Annotated in this window: 19 protein-coding genes; 9 read left to right on the top strand and 10 right to left on the bottom strand. The window is 70.8% G+C overall.

Annotated elements, in window-relative coordinates; translation table 11 throughout:
• Positions 1 to 19 precede the first annotated feature (19 nt).
• Positions 20 to 571, bottom strand: coding sequence for a uridine kinase family protein (locus ACTWNK_RS30925; RefSeq protein ID WP_474308301.1), 552 nt, complete (start codon positions 569 to 571; stop codon positions 20 to 22).
• A 31-nt stretch (positions 572 to 602) separates the two neighbouring features.
• On the bottom strand, positions 603 to 1,001 hold the full coding sequence (locus tag ACTWNK_RS30920) for a hypothetical protein (protein WP_474308298.1): 399 nt from the start codon (positions 999 to 1,001) through the stop codon (positions 603 to 605).
• A gap of 198 nt (positions 1,002 to 1,199) precedes the next feature.
• On the opposite strand from ACTWNK_RS30920, the gene ACTWNK_RS30915 reads away from it, so the two are divergent.
• Both ACTWNK_RS30915 and ACTWNK_RS30910 read left to right on the top strand, forming a co-directional pair.
• Positions 1,200 to 2,531: a CaiB/BaiF CoA transferase family protein gene (locus tag ACTWNK_RS30915; protein ID WP_474308296.1), complete on the top strand. Its 1,332-nt coding sequence runs from the start codon at positions 1,200 to 1,202 to the stop codon at positions 2,529 to 2,531.
• Positions 2,528 to 4,030 carry a carboxyl transferase domain-containing protein gene (locus ACTWNK_RS30910; RefSeq protein WP_474308294.1) on the top strand — a complete coding sequence of 501 codons (1,503 nt, stop codon included), beginning with the start codon at positions 2,528 to 2,530 and terminating at the stop codon, positions 4,028 to 4,030. The genes ACTWNK_RS30915 and ACTWNK_RS30910 overlap by 4 nt, the downstream gene beginning before the upstream one ends.
• On the opposite strand, the gene ACTWNK_RS30905 is transcribed toward ACTWNK_RS30910, so the two are convergent.
• Genes ACTWNK_RS30905 through ACTWNK_RS30880 form a run of 6 tightly spaced genes read right to left on the bottom strand, consistent with a single transcriptional unit; the run spans position 4,006 to position 8,258 of the window.
• On the bottom strand, positions 4,006 to 5,172 hold the full coding sequence (locus ACTWNK_RS30905; RefSeq protein ID WP_474308292.1) for a hypothetical protein: 1,167 nt from the start codon (positions 5,170 to 5,172) through the stop codon (positions 4,006 to 4,008). The two genes, ACTWNK_RS30910 and ACTWNK_RS30905, sit on opposite strands and share 25 nt — an antisense overlap.
• Entirely contained in the window at positions 5,169 to 5,687 is a 519-nt protein-coding gene (locus ACTWNK_RS30900; RefSeq protein WP_474308290.1) for an RNA polymerase sigma factor, read from the bottom strand. Before ACTWNK_RS30900 ends, ACTWNK_RS30905 begins: the two co-directional genes overlap by 4 nt.
• A gap of 40 nt (positions 5,688 to 5,727) precedes the next feature.
• Positions 5,728 to 6,114 carry a hypothetical protein gene (locus ACTWNK_RS30895; RefSeq protein WP_474308288.1) on the bottom strand — a complete coding sequence of 129 codons (387 nt, stop codon included), beginning with the start codon at positions 6,112 to 6,114 and terminating at the stop codon, positions 5,728 to 5,730.
• Entirely contained in the window at positions 6,111 to 6,560 is a 450-nt protein-coding gene (locus tag ACTWNK_RS30890) for a hypothetical protein (RefSeq protein ID WP_474308286.1), read from the bottom strand. The genes ACTWNK_RS30895 and ACTWNK_RS30890 overlap by 4 nt, the downstream gene beginning before the upstream one ends.
• 9 nt (positions 6,561 to 6,569) lie before the next feature.
• A complete protein-coding gene (locus tag ACTWNK_RS30885; RefSeq protein WP_474308284.1) occupies positions 6,570 to 7,361 on the bottom strand; it encodes a carbon-nitrogen hydrolase family protein in 792 nt (263 codons plus the stop codon).
• 9 nt (positions 7,362 to 7,370) lie between these two features.
• On the bottom strand, positions 7,371 to 8,258 hold the full coding sequence (locus ACTWNK_RS30880) for a DUF418 domain-containing protein (protein ID WP_474308282.1): 888 nt from the start codon (positions 8,256 to 8,258) through the stop codon (positions 7,371 to 7,373).
• 85 nt (positions 8,259 to 8,343) lie between these two features.
• On the opposite strand from ACTWNK_RS30880, the gene ACTWNK_RS30875 reads away from it, so the two are divergent.
• On the top strand, positions 8,344 to 9,516 hold the full coding sequence (locus ACTWNK_RS30875) for a pyridoxal phosphate-dependent aminotransferase (RefSeq protein WP_474308280.1): 1,173 nt from the start codon (positions 8,344 to 8,346) through the stop codon (positions 9,514 to 9,516).
• On the opposite strand, the gene ACTWNK_RS30870 is transcribed toward ACTWNK_RS30875, so the two are convergent.
• Positions 9,500 to 10,423 carry a LysR substrate-binding domain-containing protein gene (locus ACTWNK_RS30870; protein WP_474308278.1) on the bottom strand — a complete coding sequence of 308 codons (924 nt, stop codon included), beginning with the start codon at positions 10,421 to 10,423 and terminating at the stop codon, positions 9,500 to 9,502. The genes ACTWNK_RS30875 and ACTWNK_RS30870 overlap by 17 nt on opposite strands.
• A 111-nt stretch (positions 10,424 to 10,534) precedes the next feature.
• Between ACTWNK_RS30870 and ACTWNK_RS30865 the strand changes: the two genes are divergently transcribed.
• Both ACTWNK_RS30865 and ahpD read left to right on the top strand, forming a co-directional pair.
• Positions 10,535 to 11,092, top strand: coding sequence for a peroxiredoxin (locus ACTWNK_RS30865; RefSeq protein ID WP_474308276.1), 558 nt, complete (start codon positions 10,535 to 10,537; stop codon positions 11,090 to 11,092).
• Positions 11,089 to 11,625, top strand: coding sequence for an alkylhydroperoxidase, AhpD family (gene ahpD, locus ACTWNK_RS30860; RefSeq protein ID WP_474308274.1), 537 nt, complete (start codon positions 11,089 to 11,091; stop codon positions 11,623 to 11,625). Before ACTWNK_RS30865 ends, ahpD begins: the two co-directional genes overlap by 4 nt.
• Before the next feature lie 50 nt (positions 11,626 to 11,675).
• Here the strand turns inward: ahpD and ACTWNK_RS30855 are convergent, their stop codons facing one another.
• Positions 11,676 to 13,253 (bottom strand): MDR family MFS transporter, encoded by a 1,578-nt coding sequence (locus tag ACTWNK_RS30855; protein ID WP_474308272.1) that lies wholly within the window; start codon positions 13,251 to 13,253, stop codon positions 11,676 to 11,678.
• Positions 13,254 to 13,313: 60 nt separating this feature from the next.
• Here ACTWNK_RS30855 and ACTWNK_RS30850 point away from each other — a divergent pair, with 60 nt between their 5' ends.
• The 4 genes from ACTWNK_RS30850 to bar all read left to right on the top strand — a co-directional run bounded on the left by ACTWNK_RS30850 (position 13,314) and on the right by bar (position 16,769).
• Positions 13,314 to 13,868: a TetR/AcrR family transcriptional regulator gene (locus ACTWNK_RS30850; protein WP_474308270.1), complete on the top strand. Its 555-nt coding sequence runs from the start codon at positions 13,314 to 13,316 to the stop codon at positions 13,866 to 13,868.
• Between the two features lie 108 nt (positions 13,869 to 13,976).
• Positions 13,977 to 14,627: a hypothetical protein gene (locus tag ACTWNK_RS30845; RefSeq protein ID WP_474308268.1), complete on the top strand. Its 651-nt coding sequence runs from the start codon at positions 13,977 to 13,979 to the stop codon at positions 14,625 to 14,627.
• A 93-nt stretch (positions 14,628 to 14,720) separates the two neighbouring features.
• The gene (locus ACTWNK_RS30840) at positions 14,721 to 15,677 is read left to right on the top strand and encodes a carbamate kinase (protein ID WP_474308266.1); all 957 of its coding nucleotides are present in this window, start codon (positions 14,721 to 14,723) and stop codon (positions 15,675 to 15,677) included.
• Positions 15,678 to 16,769, top strand: coding sequence for a barbiturase (gene bar / locus ACTWNK_RS30835; protein ID WP_474308264.1), 1,092 nt, complete (start codon positions 15,678 to 15,680; stop codon positions 16,767 to 16,769).
• The last annotated feature ends 104 nt before the right edge of the window (positions 16,770 to 16,873 follow it).

Below are 16,873 nucleotides of genomic sequence, written 5' to 3'. Positions count from 1 at the left end.
CGGGCGTCCCGCGGCCGGGCTAGGTGCTGACGATCAGGTCGGCCCGGCCGCGGGTGCCGTCCTCGGCGAACCAGGTGCGCTCGGCGGCGAACCAGGCCCGCCAGCGGGGTTCGAGGCCGGGGCCGTCACGTTCGAGCACGCGGGCCAGGCGGACGTGCTCGTCGGCCTCGACCCACACCGCGTACGTCAGCAGGGGCGCCACCGACCGCCTGGCCGTGCTCACGCCCTCGACGACGACGACGGGCGCGGGCGGCACCTCGACGCGCTCGGCGTAGCGGCCCGCCACCCAGTCGTAGCGCGAGAACGACCCGGCCCGTCCTTGGGCGAGCGGCTCGACGACCTGCTCGCGCAGGGCGGCGAACCAGCCGGAGGGCCCCTTCTCCCACGGCACCGGGAAGTCGTCGCTGTGCACGACCTGCGCACCCCCGAAGGCCGCGGCCAGCGCTCCCGCGTAGGTCGTCTTGCCCGACCCGGCGGGACCGTCGACCGCGACCAGTCTGACCGGCCCGCACCTGGGGGCCAGTGTCATGACCAGACGGGCGACGTCCTGCGGTGACTCAGTTGCGCTCACCCGGGACATCCTGCCCGTCCCTCACCTCAGGTCAGCACTCCCCGCGCCAGCGGATCCGCACGATCTCGACGGGATCGTTGGGGAAGTACGCGTCGTAGGCGCCGGGGCCCGGGTAGTAGTGCATGCAGCGGGTGTAGGGGCCGGATCCGTCCTGGGCCCGGTAGTAGGTGACGTCGACGTGGTCGACCCCGGCCTGCGGGAAGCCGTTGTTGAACAGGTAGACGCCGATGACCCGGCCACTCCAGTTGCCCGCCGTCGACCAGCTGGTCGGGGCGCCGGGCTCGCCGGCGAGGCAGAAGTAGCCCCGCTGGCATCCGGGAGGCGGCCCGGCGGCTGCCGAGGCGCTCTGGGGGACGGCCAGGGTCGCGAGCGTGATCAGCGCGGCTCCCGCAAGGGCTCCGCCTGATGTGAGCAAAGCGCGCATGGTCATGGTTTTTCCCTTCATCGGTAGGGCGGCTGAGATCTGCTTGCCTTTCACGCTAATAGTTTTGACTTTTCTTTGTCGACTTCTTTGACAAGATGTGTGACGCCGGGACCCGATGTGTCGGTTGCAGTGGGAGAACGGGTAGGAAAAGGACGTGATGGTCGGCGGTGCTAGGCTCGGCGACCACGCGACTGGAGGTTGATCTTGCGCGGACCCCTTGGCGACATCGTCGTGCTCGACCTTTCGCGCGCCCTCGCGGGCCCGCACGCCGCCCAGATGCTCGGCGACCTGGGCGCCAAGGTGATCAAGGTTGAGCATCCCGCCGGCGGCGACGAGTCACGCGGCTGGGGCCCGCCCTTCGTCGGACCAGATCACGACATTTCCACATACTTCTTGGCGGCTAATCGCAACAAACAGTCGATCGCGGTCGACCTCAAGTCGCCCGAGGGAAAACAGCTCGTCGAGCGGCTCGTCCGCCACAGCGACGTCCTGATCGAGAACTTCCGCACCGGCGTGCTCGACCGGCTCGGCTTCACCGTCGAGCGGCTGCACGAGCTCAATCCGCGCCTGGTCGTCCTGTCGATCACCGGATTCGGCCACGACGGCCCCGAAGGCGGCAGGCCCGGCTACGACCAGATCGCCCAGGGCGAGGCCGGTCTGATGTCGCTCACCGGCCCCAGCTCCGCCGAGCCGTACCGGGTTGGGGCCTCGATCGCCGACCTGCTGGCCGGGATACACGGGGCCTACGGCGTGACGGCCGCGTTGTACGAGCGTGAGCGCACGGGCAGGGGCACGGTCGTGCGCACGTCGTTGCTGGCCGCCGTGGCGGGTGTGCACTCCTACCACGGGACGGCGTGGACGGTCGGCGGGCAGGTGCCCGGCGCCAACGGCAACCACCATGCCTCGATCGCGCCCTACGGGGCGTTCGCCTGCGCCGACGGCATGCTGCAGATCGCGGCGGCCAACGAGGGGCAGTGGCTCAAGGTCGCCGGACTGCTCGGCCTCGACCCGGCCGACCCGCGTTACGCGGTCAACCGGCTGCGCTTCCAGCACCGCGACGAGCTGATCGCCGACATGGAGAAGGCGCTCTCGGCCCGTCCCCGTGCGCACTGGCTGGCCGCGCTCGGCGAGCTGGGTGTGCCCGCGGGGGCGATCAGGTCGATCGACGAGGTGTACTCCTGGGACCAGACGCGCTCGCAGGGCCTGGTCGTCGAGGTGGAGCACCCGGTGCTCGGCCGCATCGAGCTGCCCGGCCCCCCGCTGCGCTTCGACGACGCCCCGGTCGCGCGCCACACCGCGCCTCCCGCACTCGGCCAGGACACCGACGCCGTCCTCACCTGGCTCCAGGCCGCCGAATCCCAGGCCATCGAATCCCAGGCCGCCGAATCCCAGGCCATCGAATCCCAGGCCACCGAAGCACAGACCATCGAAGCACAGGCCACCGAAGCACAGACCATCGAAGCACAGGCCGCCGAAGCACAGGCCGCACGGATCGAAGGCATCCGGGTGGCGGGACACGAGCCGGAGGGCCGATGACGATGGGCGTCCAGCGCCCGGACGCGCGCACGCTCATCGAGACCGTCCTCGACAAGGGCTCGTGGACCTCGTGGGACACCCCGCCCGCCGACCCGGCCAGACCGGGCTCCTCCTACGCCGACGAGCTGGCCTGGGCCAGGGTGCGCTCCGGGTACGACGAGTCGGTCGTCACGGGCGAGGGGCTGCTGGACGGGCGCAGGGTGGCGGTCGTGGCGTGCGAGTTCGGCTTCATGGCGGGCTCGATCGGCGTGGCCGCCGCCGAACGCCTGGTGAGCGCCGCCGAGCGGGCCACCCGCGAACGGCTGCCGCTGCTGGCGGCCCCGGCCTCCGGCGGCACCCGCATGCAGGAGGGCGCGCTGGCCTTCGCCCAGATGGTGAAGATCACCGCCGCGGTGACCGCCCATCGGCTGGCCGGCCTGCCGTACCTCGTCTATCTGCGGCATCCGACCACCGGCGGGGTGTTCGCCAGCTGGGGGTCGCTGGGGCACGTCACGGCGGCCGAGCCGCAGGCGCTGATCGGGTTCCTCGGGCCGAGGGTGTTCGAGTCGCTGCACGGCTATCCGTTCCCCGACGGTGTGCAGGTCGCGGAGAACCTCTTCGCGCACGGCCTGGTCGACGCCGTCGTCACGGCCGAGGACGCCAGGCGGGTGGCGATCAGGACGCTGTCGGTGCTCTGCGCCGACCCCTCGGCCGTCCTCGCGGGCCCCGAACCCGTCGAGGACCTGAGGCCGGTCGACGCGTGGGAGGCGATCACCCGCTCCCGCCGCGACGACAGGCCGGGCATCAGGACGCTGCTCAAGCTCGCCGCCACCGACGTCACCCCGCTCAACGGCACCGGCGAGGGCGAGAACGACCCGGGCCTGCTGCTGGCGCTGGCCAGGTTCGGCACCGCGCCCGCCGTGGTGCTCGGCCAGGACAGGCGCAGGCAGCGGGCGCTCGCACCGCTCGGCCCGGCCGGGCTCAGGGTGGCCCGCAGGGGGATGAAGCTGGCGGCCGAGCTCGGTCTGCCGCTCGTCACCGTCATCGACACCGCGGGTGCGGCCCTGTCGAAGTCGGCCGAGGAGGGCGGGCTGGCCGCCGAGATCGCCCGCTCGCTCGCCGATCTGGTCATGCTGGAGGCGCCCACCGTCTGCCTGCTGCTGGGCGAGGGCGCGGGCGGCGCCGCGCTCGCCATGCTGCCGGCCGACCGCGTGCTGGCCGCCCAGCACGCGTGGCTGTCGCCGCTGCCGCCGGAGGGCGCCTCCGTGATCCTTTACCGCAGTGTCGACTTCGCACCCGAGATCGCCCAGGCGCAGGGCATCAGGGCCACCGACCTCCGACGTGACGGCATCGTCGACAGGGTGGTGCCCGAGCTGCCCGACGCCGCCTACGAGCCGATGGCCTTCTGCGAGCGCGTGGGCAGGGCGCTGGAGTACGAGATCGCGGGACTGCTGAGCCGGACCCCCGCGGACCGGCTCAGCACCAGGCTGGGCCGCTACCGCACGCTGGGAGCCGGCTGAGCCTCGGGCCACAGGGGCTTGACCGGCGGATGCGCCTTCCGCCAGGTCTGCGCGCCCGCGGCGTCGTAGCCGACGAGCTCGAAGCCCTGGAGCTGGATGTCGTCGTCACGGCCGGGATCCCCGGCGAAGAGCCGGATGCCTGCGTCCCAGGACGCGGGCACGGTCTTCGCCTCGGTCGACGAACCGTCGGCGAAGATCAGGACGACCTTCTCGGTGTCCGGGGTCGTCACCCCGAACCAGTCGCGGCCCTCGATCCTGACCTCGACGTTCGTCTCCTTGCCGTCCATGTCCTTCAGCACATCCTTGAACAGGTGCCTGCCGACCTCCTTGCCGTCATGCCACCAGACGATCTCGGGGTCGGTGCCCTCGATCAGGCCGGCCTTCAGGCCGTTCACCGTTTGCGCGTCGGCCGGGACCTCGGCCGGCTCCGGGTTCGTCACGTGCAGCTTCGCCAGGTCCATGCGCTGGACGACCTCGCCGGATCGGCCGGTGATCTCGATCGTGCGCACCCCTGCGGACGTGGGGTAGGTCACCGTCCAGATCGCCAGCGGCGCGCCCTCGGGCTTGGTGATCGTGCCCTCGTACCGCACGTCGCCGGGTCCGACGGCGTGGACGGCGCGGACATCGGTCGCCGTGCCGAACTCCATGGCCTGCTTCGGCAGGGGGCCGTGGTTCGTGGTGCCCTCCCACTTCGCCGGGTTCGGCGCGCCGTCCTTGGTCGCGAGGTCGCAGCCGGTGATGGCGCTACCGACGCGCAGCTGCATCGTGAGGCAGAACTGCACCGTGCCGTTCTTGCGGCCGAACCACAGCCGCATCGGGCGATCCTCGCTCGGGTTCACGATCGTGAGCGGCTCGCCGAGCGGCGTCTGCCCGCGCAGCGCGTCGTCGTGCCCCCGCCGGGTGTCGGTCGTCACGCTCGTGGCCACCAGGTCGCCCTCGCCCCCGGTGCCACCCAGCACCAGCGGCACGACCAGCACGGCCGCAGCGGCCACCGGCACGCCGATCACCGCCAGCTTGAACGGCAGGCCGAGCCGCCGCCTTCCCGTCCTGGTCTGCAGTCTGCGCCAGGCGTCGGGGCTCGCCTCATAGGTCTCGGCCCTGGCGTCGAGCGCGGTGCGAAGCCGTACTTCGAGGTCGTTCACGACGTCTCCCTCATCGCCTTGCCCAGGGCGGCGAGGCCCCTGCTGGCGTGTGTCTTGACCGAGCCGGGCGTGACGCCCATGGCCTCGGCGATCTCTCGTTCGGAAAGGTCGAGCCAGTAGCGCAGGATCAGCGCCTCACGCTGGCGGCGCGGCAGCGCGTCGAGCGCGGCGAGCAGTTCCCTGTTGCGCTCGGCCACCAGCACGTCGTGCTCGGCGCCCCTGGCCGCCTCGGGCGGGTCGGGTCTGCGCAGCCGTACCAGGCGTAGGTGGCGCAGGCGGTTGCGGGTCAGGTTGCACACCACGGAGCGCAGGTAGGCGAGCGCGGCTCCCTCGTCGCGCAACCGGCGACGGTGGAGCCTGGCGAACGCCTCCTGCGCGATGTCCTCGGGGTCGTCGGCACCGAGCAGCCCGGCGAGCCGGACGAGGGGCTGGTACTGCCCCGCGAACAGCTCGGCGAAGGCCGGGGGGCCGATGGCCGAGCCCGGGACGGGGGCGCGGGTCTTCAGTTGGTTCACACCCTGAGAGACACGCGGGCCCGGCATCGGTTGACAGCCCTCAGGGAACGGGGACGCGCTCGACCCTGATCGAGAAGACCTCTTCGCGGGGCACGACGACCTCGTAGGCGCCGTGGTCGACCATCCAGTAGCCCAGCGCCTCGGCCTTCATGCCGCTGTGCCCGGTGTAGGCGATGTGCAGGCCGTCCTCGTCCTCGTCGAGGACCACGCAGGGCTCGCCGCCGAACGCGCCGACCGTGCGCACCAGCACCAGCCACTCCAGCTCCGAGCGCGCGACCGTGCGCCGCCAGTAGCCGGAGGAGCCGTCGAAGCCGGGCAGGTCCTCCTCGCTGAACAGCACGACGTCGTCCGGGCCCGGCCCGAGTGCGGCCGGGTGGGTGCGCTCGGCGAAGCGGGCCACGAAGCCCGAGGTCACGGGAACGCTCATGCGGCACGCCGCCAGGTCAGCCCGTCGTAGGCGGCGAAGGGCACGCTCTCGTCGCCGCTCACCCGCACGATCTCGGCCCCGGCAGGGATCGGGATCGGCATCGTGTGGAACTGCGGCACGACGTGCTCACGCGAGGTGGTGAACCCGTTGCCCGCGAACGGCGCAGCGTCGCTCCAGTCGCCGCCCATGTGCGGCCCGTAGGGCACGGCATAGGTGTCGACGTCACGCGCCAGCCACCTCATCACATAGAGCTCGGGCACGTCGGCGCTCAGCTCCGATCCCTCGAACGACAGGTCGAGGGCGAGGAACAGGCTCCTGGGCGTGGTCAGCCGCGCGCAGTCCTGCACGCGGTAGACATAGCCCGAGATCACCGTGCGCTTGCCCGACAGATAGGGGACCAGCAGACGCGGTGGGATCACCTTCTGCATCTGTGTCCTGGCGCTCACGGCAACACTTTACTGTCCGTTGACCCCGAGCACGCGGTGTTCCAGGCACGGCAGCGTCGCCCGCACGCTCGCCGTCACCGCCCGGTCCACCTCGACCACCTGTACGGCGGGCACCGCGCCGAGGTCGGCCCTGACCAGGCCCAGCGGGTCGACCAGCATGCTGCGGCCGATGCCGAACCCGTCGGCGGCCTCGGCCGGGTTCGGCGCCTGGCCGACGGCAGCCGTCCACATGGTGTTCTCCAGCGCCCTGGCGCGCACCAGCGTGCTCCAGTGCTCCTCCTTGAGCGGCCCGGCGCCCCAGGCGGCGATCACGGCGAACAGCTCGGCGCCCTTGTCCACCAGTGCCCTGGTCAGCTCGGGGAAGCGCACGTCGTAGCAGGTGACGAGGCCGATCCGCAGTCCGGCCAGCTCGACGACGACCGGTTCGGCGCCGCGTTCGACCAGCTCGGACTCCTTGGCGCCGAAGGAGTCGAACAGGTGGATCTTCCGGTAGGCGGCCTGGATCGTTCCGTGCGCGTCGAGGGCGACCGCGGTGTTGAACACGCGCTCGCGGCCCGGCTCGAACACACCGGTGATCACCGCGATGCCGTGCTCGCGCGCGGCTTCGGCGACGCCGGTGACGAAGGGGCCGTCCAGGGGCTGGGCCAGGTCGGTGATGCGCTTGCCGTACCTGGTCAGGGTGGCTTCGGGGAAGATCGCCAGGTCGGCGCCCTCGGCCTGGGCGAGCGCTTCGCGTACGCGCCGGAGGTTGATCTCGGGGTCGGGGGAGATCGGTAGCTGGCAGAGCGCGATTCTCGTCACCTTACGACTCTAACGATTGGGGACCCGGCGCATCCAGGTCAGAGTGCGCCAGATCCACTCAAGCGGGCCGTATCTATGGCGACCCAGCCACCATCGCGAGAAGGCGATCTGCGCCGCCACCGTGGTCAGCGCCACCGCGACGACGCCCAGCCTGGTCGGATCGGCGTCCAGCAGCGGCTTGGTGACAAAGATCACGAAAGTGCCGCTCACATAGTTGGTCAGCGCCATCCTGCCGAGCGGTTCGAGCAGCGCCGACAACCACGGCCGCAGCGCCGGCACCAGCCCGGTGGCGTAGGCGGCGGCCCCGGCCAGCGAGGCGGCCAGATAGACGGCCCACACGCCCTGCAGCACCCAAAGGACGGTCAGCGTGGTGGTCGCCGATGCGCAGACCACGAACATCGGCAGCAGCAGCCGCCTGGGCGGACGGTATTCGTACAGCGCCATGCCCAGCAGGAACAGGCCGGGGATCATGATCTCGCCGCCGCCCTGCCACACCGCCCAGGCCAGTGCGGCCAGCCCGAGCACCAGCACGCCGCTCCGGTGCAGGAACGAGGCGGGCAGCAGGATCAGCGCCCCGGTCAGGGCATAGGGGGTGAGCACCTCACCCGGATAGAACTGCGCCTGGACCAGCCCGAAACACAGCAGCCAGAACAACCGGCGCAGCAACGCCCACCGCGAGCCCGAGCGCAGGAACAGCATGAAGCTGGCCCCGAAGAGCACCGAGAAGATGGGATAGAAACGCCCCTGGAAGACGATCTCCAGCACCGTGTCCACCGCGACCGGCGTCTCGTGCGCGGTGTGCTGCCAGGTGTTGACCAGCATGATGCCGCCGACCGCGAACCCGCGCAGCGCGTCGAGCTCCCGGATGCGGGCGGGGTGGGCGGCGGTCTGGGTCATCGGAAGCCTCATACCACCACACGTCACGCCGATACCGCCAGCACTGGACCATCGCCCTCGGATTTCCCGCCGATAGTGTGACCTCGTGAGCGAACCCCTTGTGTCCCGGATGCGGGAATTCGGCACCACGATCTTCGCCGAGATGAGCGCCCTGGCGGCCAGCACCGGCTCGATCAACCTCGGTCAGGGCTTCCCCGACACCGACGGACCGCCCGCGATGCTGGAGCGCGCGATCGAGGCCATCAGGTCGGGCGCCAACCAGTACCCTCCGGGCCCCGGCACGCCCGAGCTGCGCCAGGCCGTGGCCGAGCACCGCAAGGCGCACTACGGGCTCGGCTACGACCCCGACGGCGAGATCCTGGTGACCGTGGGCGCCACCGAGGCCATCGCCGCCTCCGTGCTGGCCCTGTGCGAGCCGGGCGACGAGGTGATCGTCTTCGAGCCGTACTACGACTCCTACGCCGCCGCCATCGCGGTCGCGGGGGCCGTGCGCAGGCCGGTGCCGCTGCGGGCGGTCGAGGGGCGCTTCACCTTCGACCCGGCCGAGCTGCGCGCCGCCGTCACCCCGCGCACGCGTGCGGTGCTGGTCAACTCGCCGCACAACCCCACCGGCACCGTGTTCACGCGCGCCGAGCTGGCCGAGATCGCCGCCGTCTGCGTCGAGCACGGCCTGGTCGCGATCTCCGACGAGGTGTACGAGCACCTGACGTTCGACGGCGTCGAGCACCTGCCGCTCGCCGGGTTCCCCGGGATGCGCGAGCGGACCGTGATGATCTCGTCGGCGGGCAAGACGTTCTCCGCGACCGGCTGGAAGACCGGGTGGATCTGCGCGCCCGCCCCCCTGGTACGCGCCGTGCAGACGGTCAAGCAGTTCCTCACCTTCACCTCGTCGGCCCCGTGGCAGTTGGCCGTCGCCCACGCCCTGCGCACGGAGCTGGAGTGGGTCGCGGGCCTGCGCGCCTCGCTGCAGGACAAGCGCGACCGGCTGATGAACGGCCTCGACGCCGCCGGGTTCGGCGTGCTCAAGCCGTCGGGCACCTACTTCGTCCAGACCGACATCCGCCCGCTCGGCTTCACCGACGGCCTCGACCTGACCAGGAAGCTGCCCGAGCTGGCCGGAGTCGTCGCCATCCCCACCCAGGTCTTCTACGACAACCAGGAGTACGGCAGGCACTTCGTCCGCTTCGCCTTCTGCAAGCGCGACGAGGTGATCGACGAGGCGGTGCGCCGGCTGGCCGGGCTCACGGCACGACCTTGACCGGCAGCCGCCTGGCCCGCACCGCGCTGCGCACGGCCTTGGCCAGCTGGGAGTACTCCGCCGCCCGCGCCGAACTGGCCCGGTAGGCCAGGCCGATCGTACGGCCCGGCGTGGGCGGCCCGAACCTGCGCAGGGCCAGCCGTACCCTCTTGCCCGTCTCGACGGGGACGGCGGACTCCGGCAGCAGGGTCACGCCGAGGCCGCCCGCGACGAGCTGGACCAGGGTGGGCAGGCTGGTGGCGTAGGTGGTGGCCGTGGCGCGGGCGCCCACCTCGCGGCACACGTCGATCGCCTGTTCGCGCAGGCAGTGGCCCTGGTTGAGCAGGACGATGTCCAGGCCCTTGAGCACGTCGCGATCCAGCGGCTCCTGACTCGCCGCCAGGGGATGGCCGGACGGCAGGGCCAGCAGGAAGTCCTCGTCGTAGAGCGGCTCCTCCACCAGGCCGGAGGCGTCGGCGGGCAGCGCCAGCAGCACCAGGTCGAGCCGGCCCTCGCGCAGCTCCTCCAGGATCGTCTCGGTCCTGGCCTCGTGCACGGTCAGCCGCAGCTGCGGGAAGCGCCTGGCGAACATCGGCAGCAGCGCGGGCAGCACATACGGCGCCACGGTCGGGATCACGCCCAGGTGCGCGGGCCCGCTGAACGGCTCGCGCGAGTGCGCCACCTCGCCCATGAGGTCGTCGAGCGCGCTGAGCACCCGGGTCGCGTGCACTGCGACCCGCTCGCCCGCGGGCGTCAGGAGCACCTTGCGTGTGGTGCGTTCCAGTAACTGTGTGTCAAGGATCTCCTCTAGCGCCGACACCGCGCCCGACAGTGCGGGCTGGCTCATCCGCAGCGTCGCGGCCGCCTCCCGGAAGTGCAGATGGTCGGCCACGGCGAGGAAAGCGCGCAGCTGGGCGAGGGTGGGCATGGGCTCACTGATAGGAATCGCCTCTCAGATTGGTCCGGCCGGTCGATTTCTCGGATCAATGCTAGGTGCGGGAGCCTGGCGGCACTGACAACGACGTCCAGCCAAGGAGACATGCGCGTGCTCACCGTCGGTGACCGTTTCCCCGAGTACGACCTGACCGCCTGTGTGGCACTCGACGCCGACAAGGCGTTCGCCAGGATCGACCACAAGACCTATGAGGGTCAGTGGCGTGTGGTGTTCTTCTGGCCCAAGGACTTCACGTTCGTGTGCCCGACCGAGATCGCCGAGTTCGGCCGGTTGAACGAGGACTTCGCCGACCGTGACGCCCAGGTGCTCGGGGTGTCGGTCGACTCCGAGTACGTGCACCACGCCTGGCGCAAGGACCACCCCGACCTGCGCGACCTGCCGTTCCCGATGCTGTCGGACATCAAGCGCGAGCTGTCGGAGTCGCTCGGCGTGCTCGGTGAGGACGGCGTCGCCCAGCGGGCCACGTTCATCGTCGACCCGAACAACGAGATCCAGTTCTCGATGGTGACCGCCGGTTCCGTCGGGCGCAACGTCAAGGAGGTGCTGCGGGTGCTCGACGCCCTGCAGTCCGACGAGCTGTGCCCGTGCAACTGGAACAAGGGCGAGGCCGGCCTCGACGAGCAGAAGCTGCTGGCCAGGTGAGCATCGACGCGCTGAAGGCGGCGCTGCCCGCCTATGCCAGGGACACCAAGCTCAACCTGGGCTCGGTCGTGACGACGTCGTCGCTGACCGATCAGCAGGTGTGGGGAGCCGTGCTCGCCTGCGCGCTGACCACCCGCTCGCGTCAGGTCATCGCCGAGGTGTCGGACGAGGCCGCGCGGGTGTTGTCGCCCGAGGCCTTCACCGCGGCCAAGGCGGCGGCCTCGATCATGGCGATGAACAACGTCTACTACCGGGCCGTCCATCTCATCGGCGACGACACCTATGCCACGCTTCCCGCCAAGCTGCGCATGCAGGTCATCGGGAGTCCCGGGGTGGACAGGACGGACTTCGAGCTGTGGTGCCTGGCGGTCTCGGCGATCAACGGCTGCGGGCGCTGCCTGGAGTCGCACGAGCGGGTGCTGCGCGAGTCCGGCCTGCCGCGTGAGCAGATCCAGGAGGCGCTGCGCATCGCCGCCGTACTGAACGCGGTGGCCGCCACGCTGGAGGCCGAGGCGGTCCTGGTCTCGGTCTGAGCCCCGCATGGAGGAGGACGCCACGATGGGGCGCCCTCCTCCAGAAACGGTCACTTCACCGTGACGGGCTCTTCGGCGGAGGTGTGCGCGTCGGCCGAACCGCGCAGCGGCAACTCCTTCAGCAGCAGGGCCGCCACCGCCGCCAGGATCGCGATCGGCACGCCGAACAGGAACACCGTCTGGATGGCCCGGGTGAAGGCCTCCAGCACGATCTCCATCACCTGCGGGGGCAGGTGCCTGATCGCGTCGGGCGAGCCGAGCGTCGCACTCCCGCCGGTCAGCGGCAGGTGGGCGGCCCTGGCCAGGGCGGTCAGCTCGTCGGTGAGCCTGTTGGACAGCACCGCGCCGAACGCGGCCACGCCGACCGCGCCGCCCAGCGACCTGAAGAACGAGACGCCGGACGTGGTGGCGGCCATGTCGGCACGCGAGACGGCGTTCTGCGCGGCCAGGATGAGGATCTGCATGGAGGCGCCGAGCCCCATGCCCAGCAGCGCCACGTCGACGCCGATGACCATCAGCGAGGTGTCGACGTGCAGCCTGGACAGCAGGAACAGCCCGAGCGCGACCAGCACCATGCCGACGACGGGGAAGACCTTCCAGCGCCCGGTCCTGGTGACGAACCTGCCGACGCCGATCGAGGCGACGAGCAGGCCGACCACCATGGGCAGGGTCATCAGGCCTGACGCCGTGGGGCTCATGCCCTTGACGATCTGCAGGTACTGGGGCAGGAACATCATCGCGCCGAACATCGCGGCGCCGACCATCAGCGACGACAGCGAGGTCAGCACGAACGTGCGGTCGCGGAACAGCCTGGGCGGCAGGATCGGCTCGACGGCCCTGCGCTCGGCCACGACGGCCAGGCCGAAGAAGACCAGCGACAGCGCGCCGAGCGTCCACGTCCACGCTGAGTTCCAGGCGAACTCCTTGCCGCCGAGCGACAGCAGCAGCATCAGCGCGGTGGTGCCGCCCGTGATGAACGTGGCGCCCCACCAGTCGACCTTGGCGTCCCGCTTGACCAGGGGCAGCTTCAGCACGCGCTGGATGACGAAGAACGAGACGAGCGCCAGCGGCACGCTGATCCAGAAGCACCAGCGCCACGACATGTTGTCGACGATGAAGCCGCCGAGCAGGGGTCCGGCGACGGTGGAGACGCCGAAGACCGCGCCGATGTACCCGGAGTAGCGACCGCGCTCACGGGGCTCGACGACGTCGCCGAGGATGATCTGGGGCAGCGCCTGCAGCCCGCCCGCGCCGATGCCCTGCAGGGCGCGGGCGGCGATGAGCTGGCCCATGTTCTGGGAGAACCCGGCCGCGACGGCCGAGAGCGTGAACAGCACCAGCGAGAGCTGGAACATGCGCTTGCGCCCGTAGAGGTCGGACAGCTTGCCCCACAGGGGCGTCGAGGCGGTCATCGTGAGCAGGGTGGCGCTGGCCACCCAGGCGAGCTGGTCCTGCCCGCCGAGTGTGCCGACGATCGTGGGCAGCGCGGTGCCGACGACCGATGTGGAGATCATCGAGGTCAGCATCGCGAGCATCAACCCGACCAGGACCTCCAGGACCTGCCTGTGGGTGAAGCGTTGAGCCTGGAGCAAGGTCCCCCCAAGAGACGAAAAGCGTGTAGCGTACATATGAAATTAGTAGACGCTTGTTTACTACGTCAAATCCGGAAGGTCTGAGAGGATCGGCAGGTGGACGAGGTACGGCTGCGCGACCGAGAGGGCACGCGCCTGCGCATTCTGGAAGCGGCCAGGAGGTTGTTCGCCGAGCTCGGCTACGACCAGGTGACGATGAGGCTGCTCGCCGCCGAGGCCGGGGCCAACGTCGCGCTGATCAACCGCTACTTCGGCTCGAAACGGGAGCTGTTCGCCGAGGTGCTCGCCCAGCAGGGGCGCTTTCCCGGCCTGCTCGACGAGGACGGCGACCTGGCCGAGGTGCTGGCCGAGTACCTCGCCGACCGGCTGCTTTCGGACGCCGACAGTCCGATGTCGGCGGCTCTGGCCCGGTCCTCCTCCAGCGACGAGATCAAGGAGGTCATGCGCGAGCGTGTGCTCACCGCGATCCACGACCCGCTGATCGCCAGGCTCCAGGGGCCCGACGCCAGGCTGCGGGGGTCGGTCGCGACCGCGCTGCTGATGGGGGCGGCGCAGTTCAGGCAGCTGCTCGGCGCCTCGATGATGGACGGCATCCCTCGGGCCGACCTGGTGCGCCGGTTGACCGCCGTTTTCCGCGCTTGCCTGGAGTGACGGGCGGTGTGCTTCCGGACGTCCGGCGTGACCGGCGTCGTGTTCTGGACGGATGGCCGGTAATCGGGCGGACAGTGGGTTGAAAGTGCTCCGCCGTACAACTCCAGCATGAGGACCACCGAACTGTCGGTGCCCGAGGCGTTCTGCGGAGCGTCGGGACGGGCGAACATGGGTTGGATCTCCGGTCTCGTGGCGAGTTTCCTGCCGCCCGGCCAGGCCGTCGAGGTTTCCCTGCTGTCCCATGCGAGGGTGCGCTCCCGTCTCGAACTGGAGGACGGGAGGCTGACCATCGGCCCCAGGCTGCTGGCCGTCGGGCGGGTCGTCGCGGTGACCCCGGCCGCGCCCCCGTACCTGCCCGTGCAGGACGCCATCGCGGCCGAGCGCGGTTTCGGGGGGAAGGTGGGGCATCCGTGTCCCGACTGCTTCGGCTGCGGGCACCGCCTTCCGGGGGACGGGCTGCGCGTCTTTCCCGGTCCGGTGAGCGATGGGCTGTACGCCTGTGCGTGGTTCGCCCATCCCCGGCTGACCGAGTGGGGCGACTCGGTTCCGGCCTCGCACGTGTGGGCGGCGTTGTCGTGCGCGATGGAGTGGGCGGGCGGCACGCGCCACAGCCAGGCGCCCAGGACGATGACCGTACGCCCGTATCGTGCGGTGTTTCCCGCCACGACCTATGTGATCGTCGCCACCGCCGGGACGGCCGCCGTCTACGAGACCGACGGGCGCAAGGTCGCGTCGGCCTGCCGGACGATCGGTGAGTAGGGGGCCGGGGGCGGGCGGTTGCCGAAGGAACGACGTTCGATCGGCAGATATTGCCCAAGAGTGCGCATGCGCTCCCCATATACCGTCGCCAACGTGGGCGAACCCCTTCTCACCTCACCCGGCGCGCATGCGGCTGAGCGTATTCTCGTCGCGCTCGGCGGCAACGCGATGACCGCGCCGGACGGCAGTGCCGCGCCGCAGGACCAGCGAGCCGCCGTCGAACAGGCGATGGCCCACGTCGCCACGCTGATCGAGCGGGGACACCGGGTCGTGCTCACCCACGGCAACGGCCCCCAGGTGGGCAACCTGCTGCTGAAGAACCAACTGGCCGCCGACGTCGTACCGCCGGTGCCGCTCGACTGGTGCGGCGCGCAGACCCAGGCGACGGTCGGCACGCTCATCCTCAACAGCCTGCCCGCCAGCGCCGTCGTCGTCACCAGGACGCTGGTGGACGCCGCCGATCCCGCGTTCGCCGACCCGGTCAAGCCGATCGGCAGGTACTTCACCGAGGAGCAGGCGCGCAGGTTCGAGGCGCTCGGCCAGAGCTGGCGGCGTTTCGAGCGCGGCTGGCGCAGGGTGGTGGCCTCGCCCGACCCGTTGCGCATCCTGGACGCGGGCGCGGCGCTGGCGCTGATGGAGGCGGGGTACGTCGTGGTCGCGGCCGGAGGGGGAGGCGTCCCGGTCGTCCAGGCCGCCGACGGCTCGTTGCGTGGCGTCGAGGCCGTCGTCGACAAGGACCTGGCCGCCGCCATGCTCGCCGCCGCCGTCTCGGCCGACGTCCTGGTCATCGCGACCGACGTGCCGTACGCGATGACCGGGTACGGCACGCCCAACGCGCGGCCGATCGGGGCGATCACACCCGATGACCTGCGTGTCCTGCACACCGAAGGGCACTTCGCCGGGGGCAGCATGGGACCCAAGGTGGAGGCGGCCCTGCGTTTCGTCGGCAACGGCGGTCGCATGGCCGTCATCACCTCCTTGGAACACCTTTCACAAGCCATAGACGGAAATTTCGGGACAAGAGTGTCGGTCGTAGAGCGGAGAAAGTAGATGCCGGAGCCCATCGAAGTACGCAAGGTCGCCATCGAGAGCGTGACCGACGCCTCCGGCCTGGAACGGCTGATCGACGACGGGGTGATCGAGGCGCACCGCGTACTGGCGGTGATCGGCAAGACCGAGGGCAACGGCGGTGTGAACGACTACACCCGCATCCTCGCCGACCGCGCCTTTCGCGAGGTACTCGCCGCCAAGGGCCACCCCGCGCCCGACAGCGTGCCCCTCGTCTGGTCGGGCGGCACCGACGGCGTGCTCAGCCCGCACGCCACGATCTTCGCCACCACCGCCGACGCCCCCGCCAGTGACGAGCCGCGCGTCACGGTGGGCGTGGCGATGAGCGACGTCATCCTGCCCGAGGACATCGGCCGCCCGGCCATGGTGGAGAAGGTCGCCGCCGGTGTGCGCGAGGCCATGAAGATCGCCGGGATCGACGACCCCGCCGACGTGCACTACGTCCAGACCAAGACGCCGCTGCTGACCCTGGCCACCATCACCGACGCCAGGAGCCGGGGCCAGGAGACCGCCATCGAGGAGACCGGCCCCTCCATGGACCTGTCGAACTCCACCACCGCACTCGGCATCGCCGTGGCGCTCGGCGAGATCGACATGCCGAGCGCCGACCAGATCCACAAGGACCTGTCCCTGTACAGCAGCGTCGCCTCCTGCTCGAGCGGCGTCGAACTCGACCGCGCCCAGATCGTCGTCGTCGGCAACGCCCGGGGCATCGGCGGGCGCTACCGCATCGGCCACAGCGTCATGAAGGACGCCCTCGACGCCGACGGCATCTGGGAGGCCATCCGCTCCTCCGGCCTCGACCTGCCCGAACGCCCCCACCACACCGACCTGGCCGGACGCCTGGTGAACGTCTTCATGAAGTGCGAGGCCGACCCCTCGGGCCGGGTACGAGGCCGCCGCAACATCATGCTCGACGACTCCGACGTGCACTGGCACCGCCAGATCAAGGCCACGGTCGGCGGCGTCGCGGCCGGCGTGACGGGCGACCCGGCGGTGTTCGTCTCGGTCGCTGCCGTCCACCAGGGCCCATCGGGCGGCGGCCCGGTGGCGGCAATCTCAGACGTGTCATAGAACGCCCCGTTTGCGGCAAGCCCTCCACGACACCTCCATTACGGCAAGCCCAGCACTGCTCCACCCGCCGCACATGGCCGGGTTCCACCGCCCGACGCCCCTGC

The organism is Nonomuraea sp. IBHARD001, from assembly GCF_056106265.1.
This window is presented reverse-complemented; position numbering and strand designations above follow the sequence as displayed.

Bases quoted from the DNA above. Each gene is read 5' to 3' on its own strand.
- ACTWNK_RS30920 (WP_474308298.1), bottom strand. From the start codon at position 1,001: ATGACCATGCGCGCTTTGCTCACATCAGGCGGAGCCCTTGCGGGAGCC.
- ACTWNK_RS30910 (WP_474308294.1), top strand. From the start codon at position 2,528: ATGACGATGGGCGTCCAGCGCCCGGACGCGCGCACGCTCATCGAGACC.
- ACTWNK_RS30895 (WP_474308288.1), bottom strand. From the start codon at position 6,114: ATGAGCGTTCCCGTGACCTCGGGCTTCGTGGCCCGCTTCGCCGAGCGC.
- ACTWNK_RS30880 (WP_474308282.1), bottom strand. From the start codon at position 8,258: ATGACCCAGACCGCCGCCCACCCCGCCCGCATCCGGGAGCTCGACGCG.
- ACTWNK_RS30870 (WP_474308278.1), bottom strand. From the start codon at position 10,423: ATGCCCACCCTCGCCCAGCTGCGCGCTTTCCTCGCCGTGGCCGACCAT.
- ACTWNK_RS30865 (WP_474308276.1), top strand. From the start codon at position 10,535: ATGCGCGTGCTCACCGTCGGTGACCGTTTCCCCGAGTACGACCTGACC.
- ACTWNK_RS30855 (WP_474308272.1), bottom strand. From the start codon at position 13,253: ATGTACGCTACACGCTTTTCGTCTCTTGGGGGGACCTTGCTCCAGGCT.
- ACTWNK_RS30845 (WP_474308268.1), top strand. From the start codon at position 13,977: ATGAGGACCACCGAACTGTCGGTGCCCGAGGCGTTCTGCGGAGCGTCG.
- bar (WP_474308264.1), top strand. From the start codon at position 15,678: ATGCCGGAGCCCATCGAAGTACGCAAGGTCGCCATCGAGAGCGTGACC.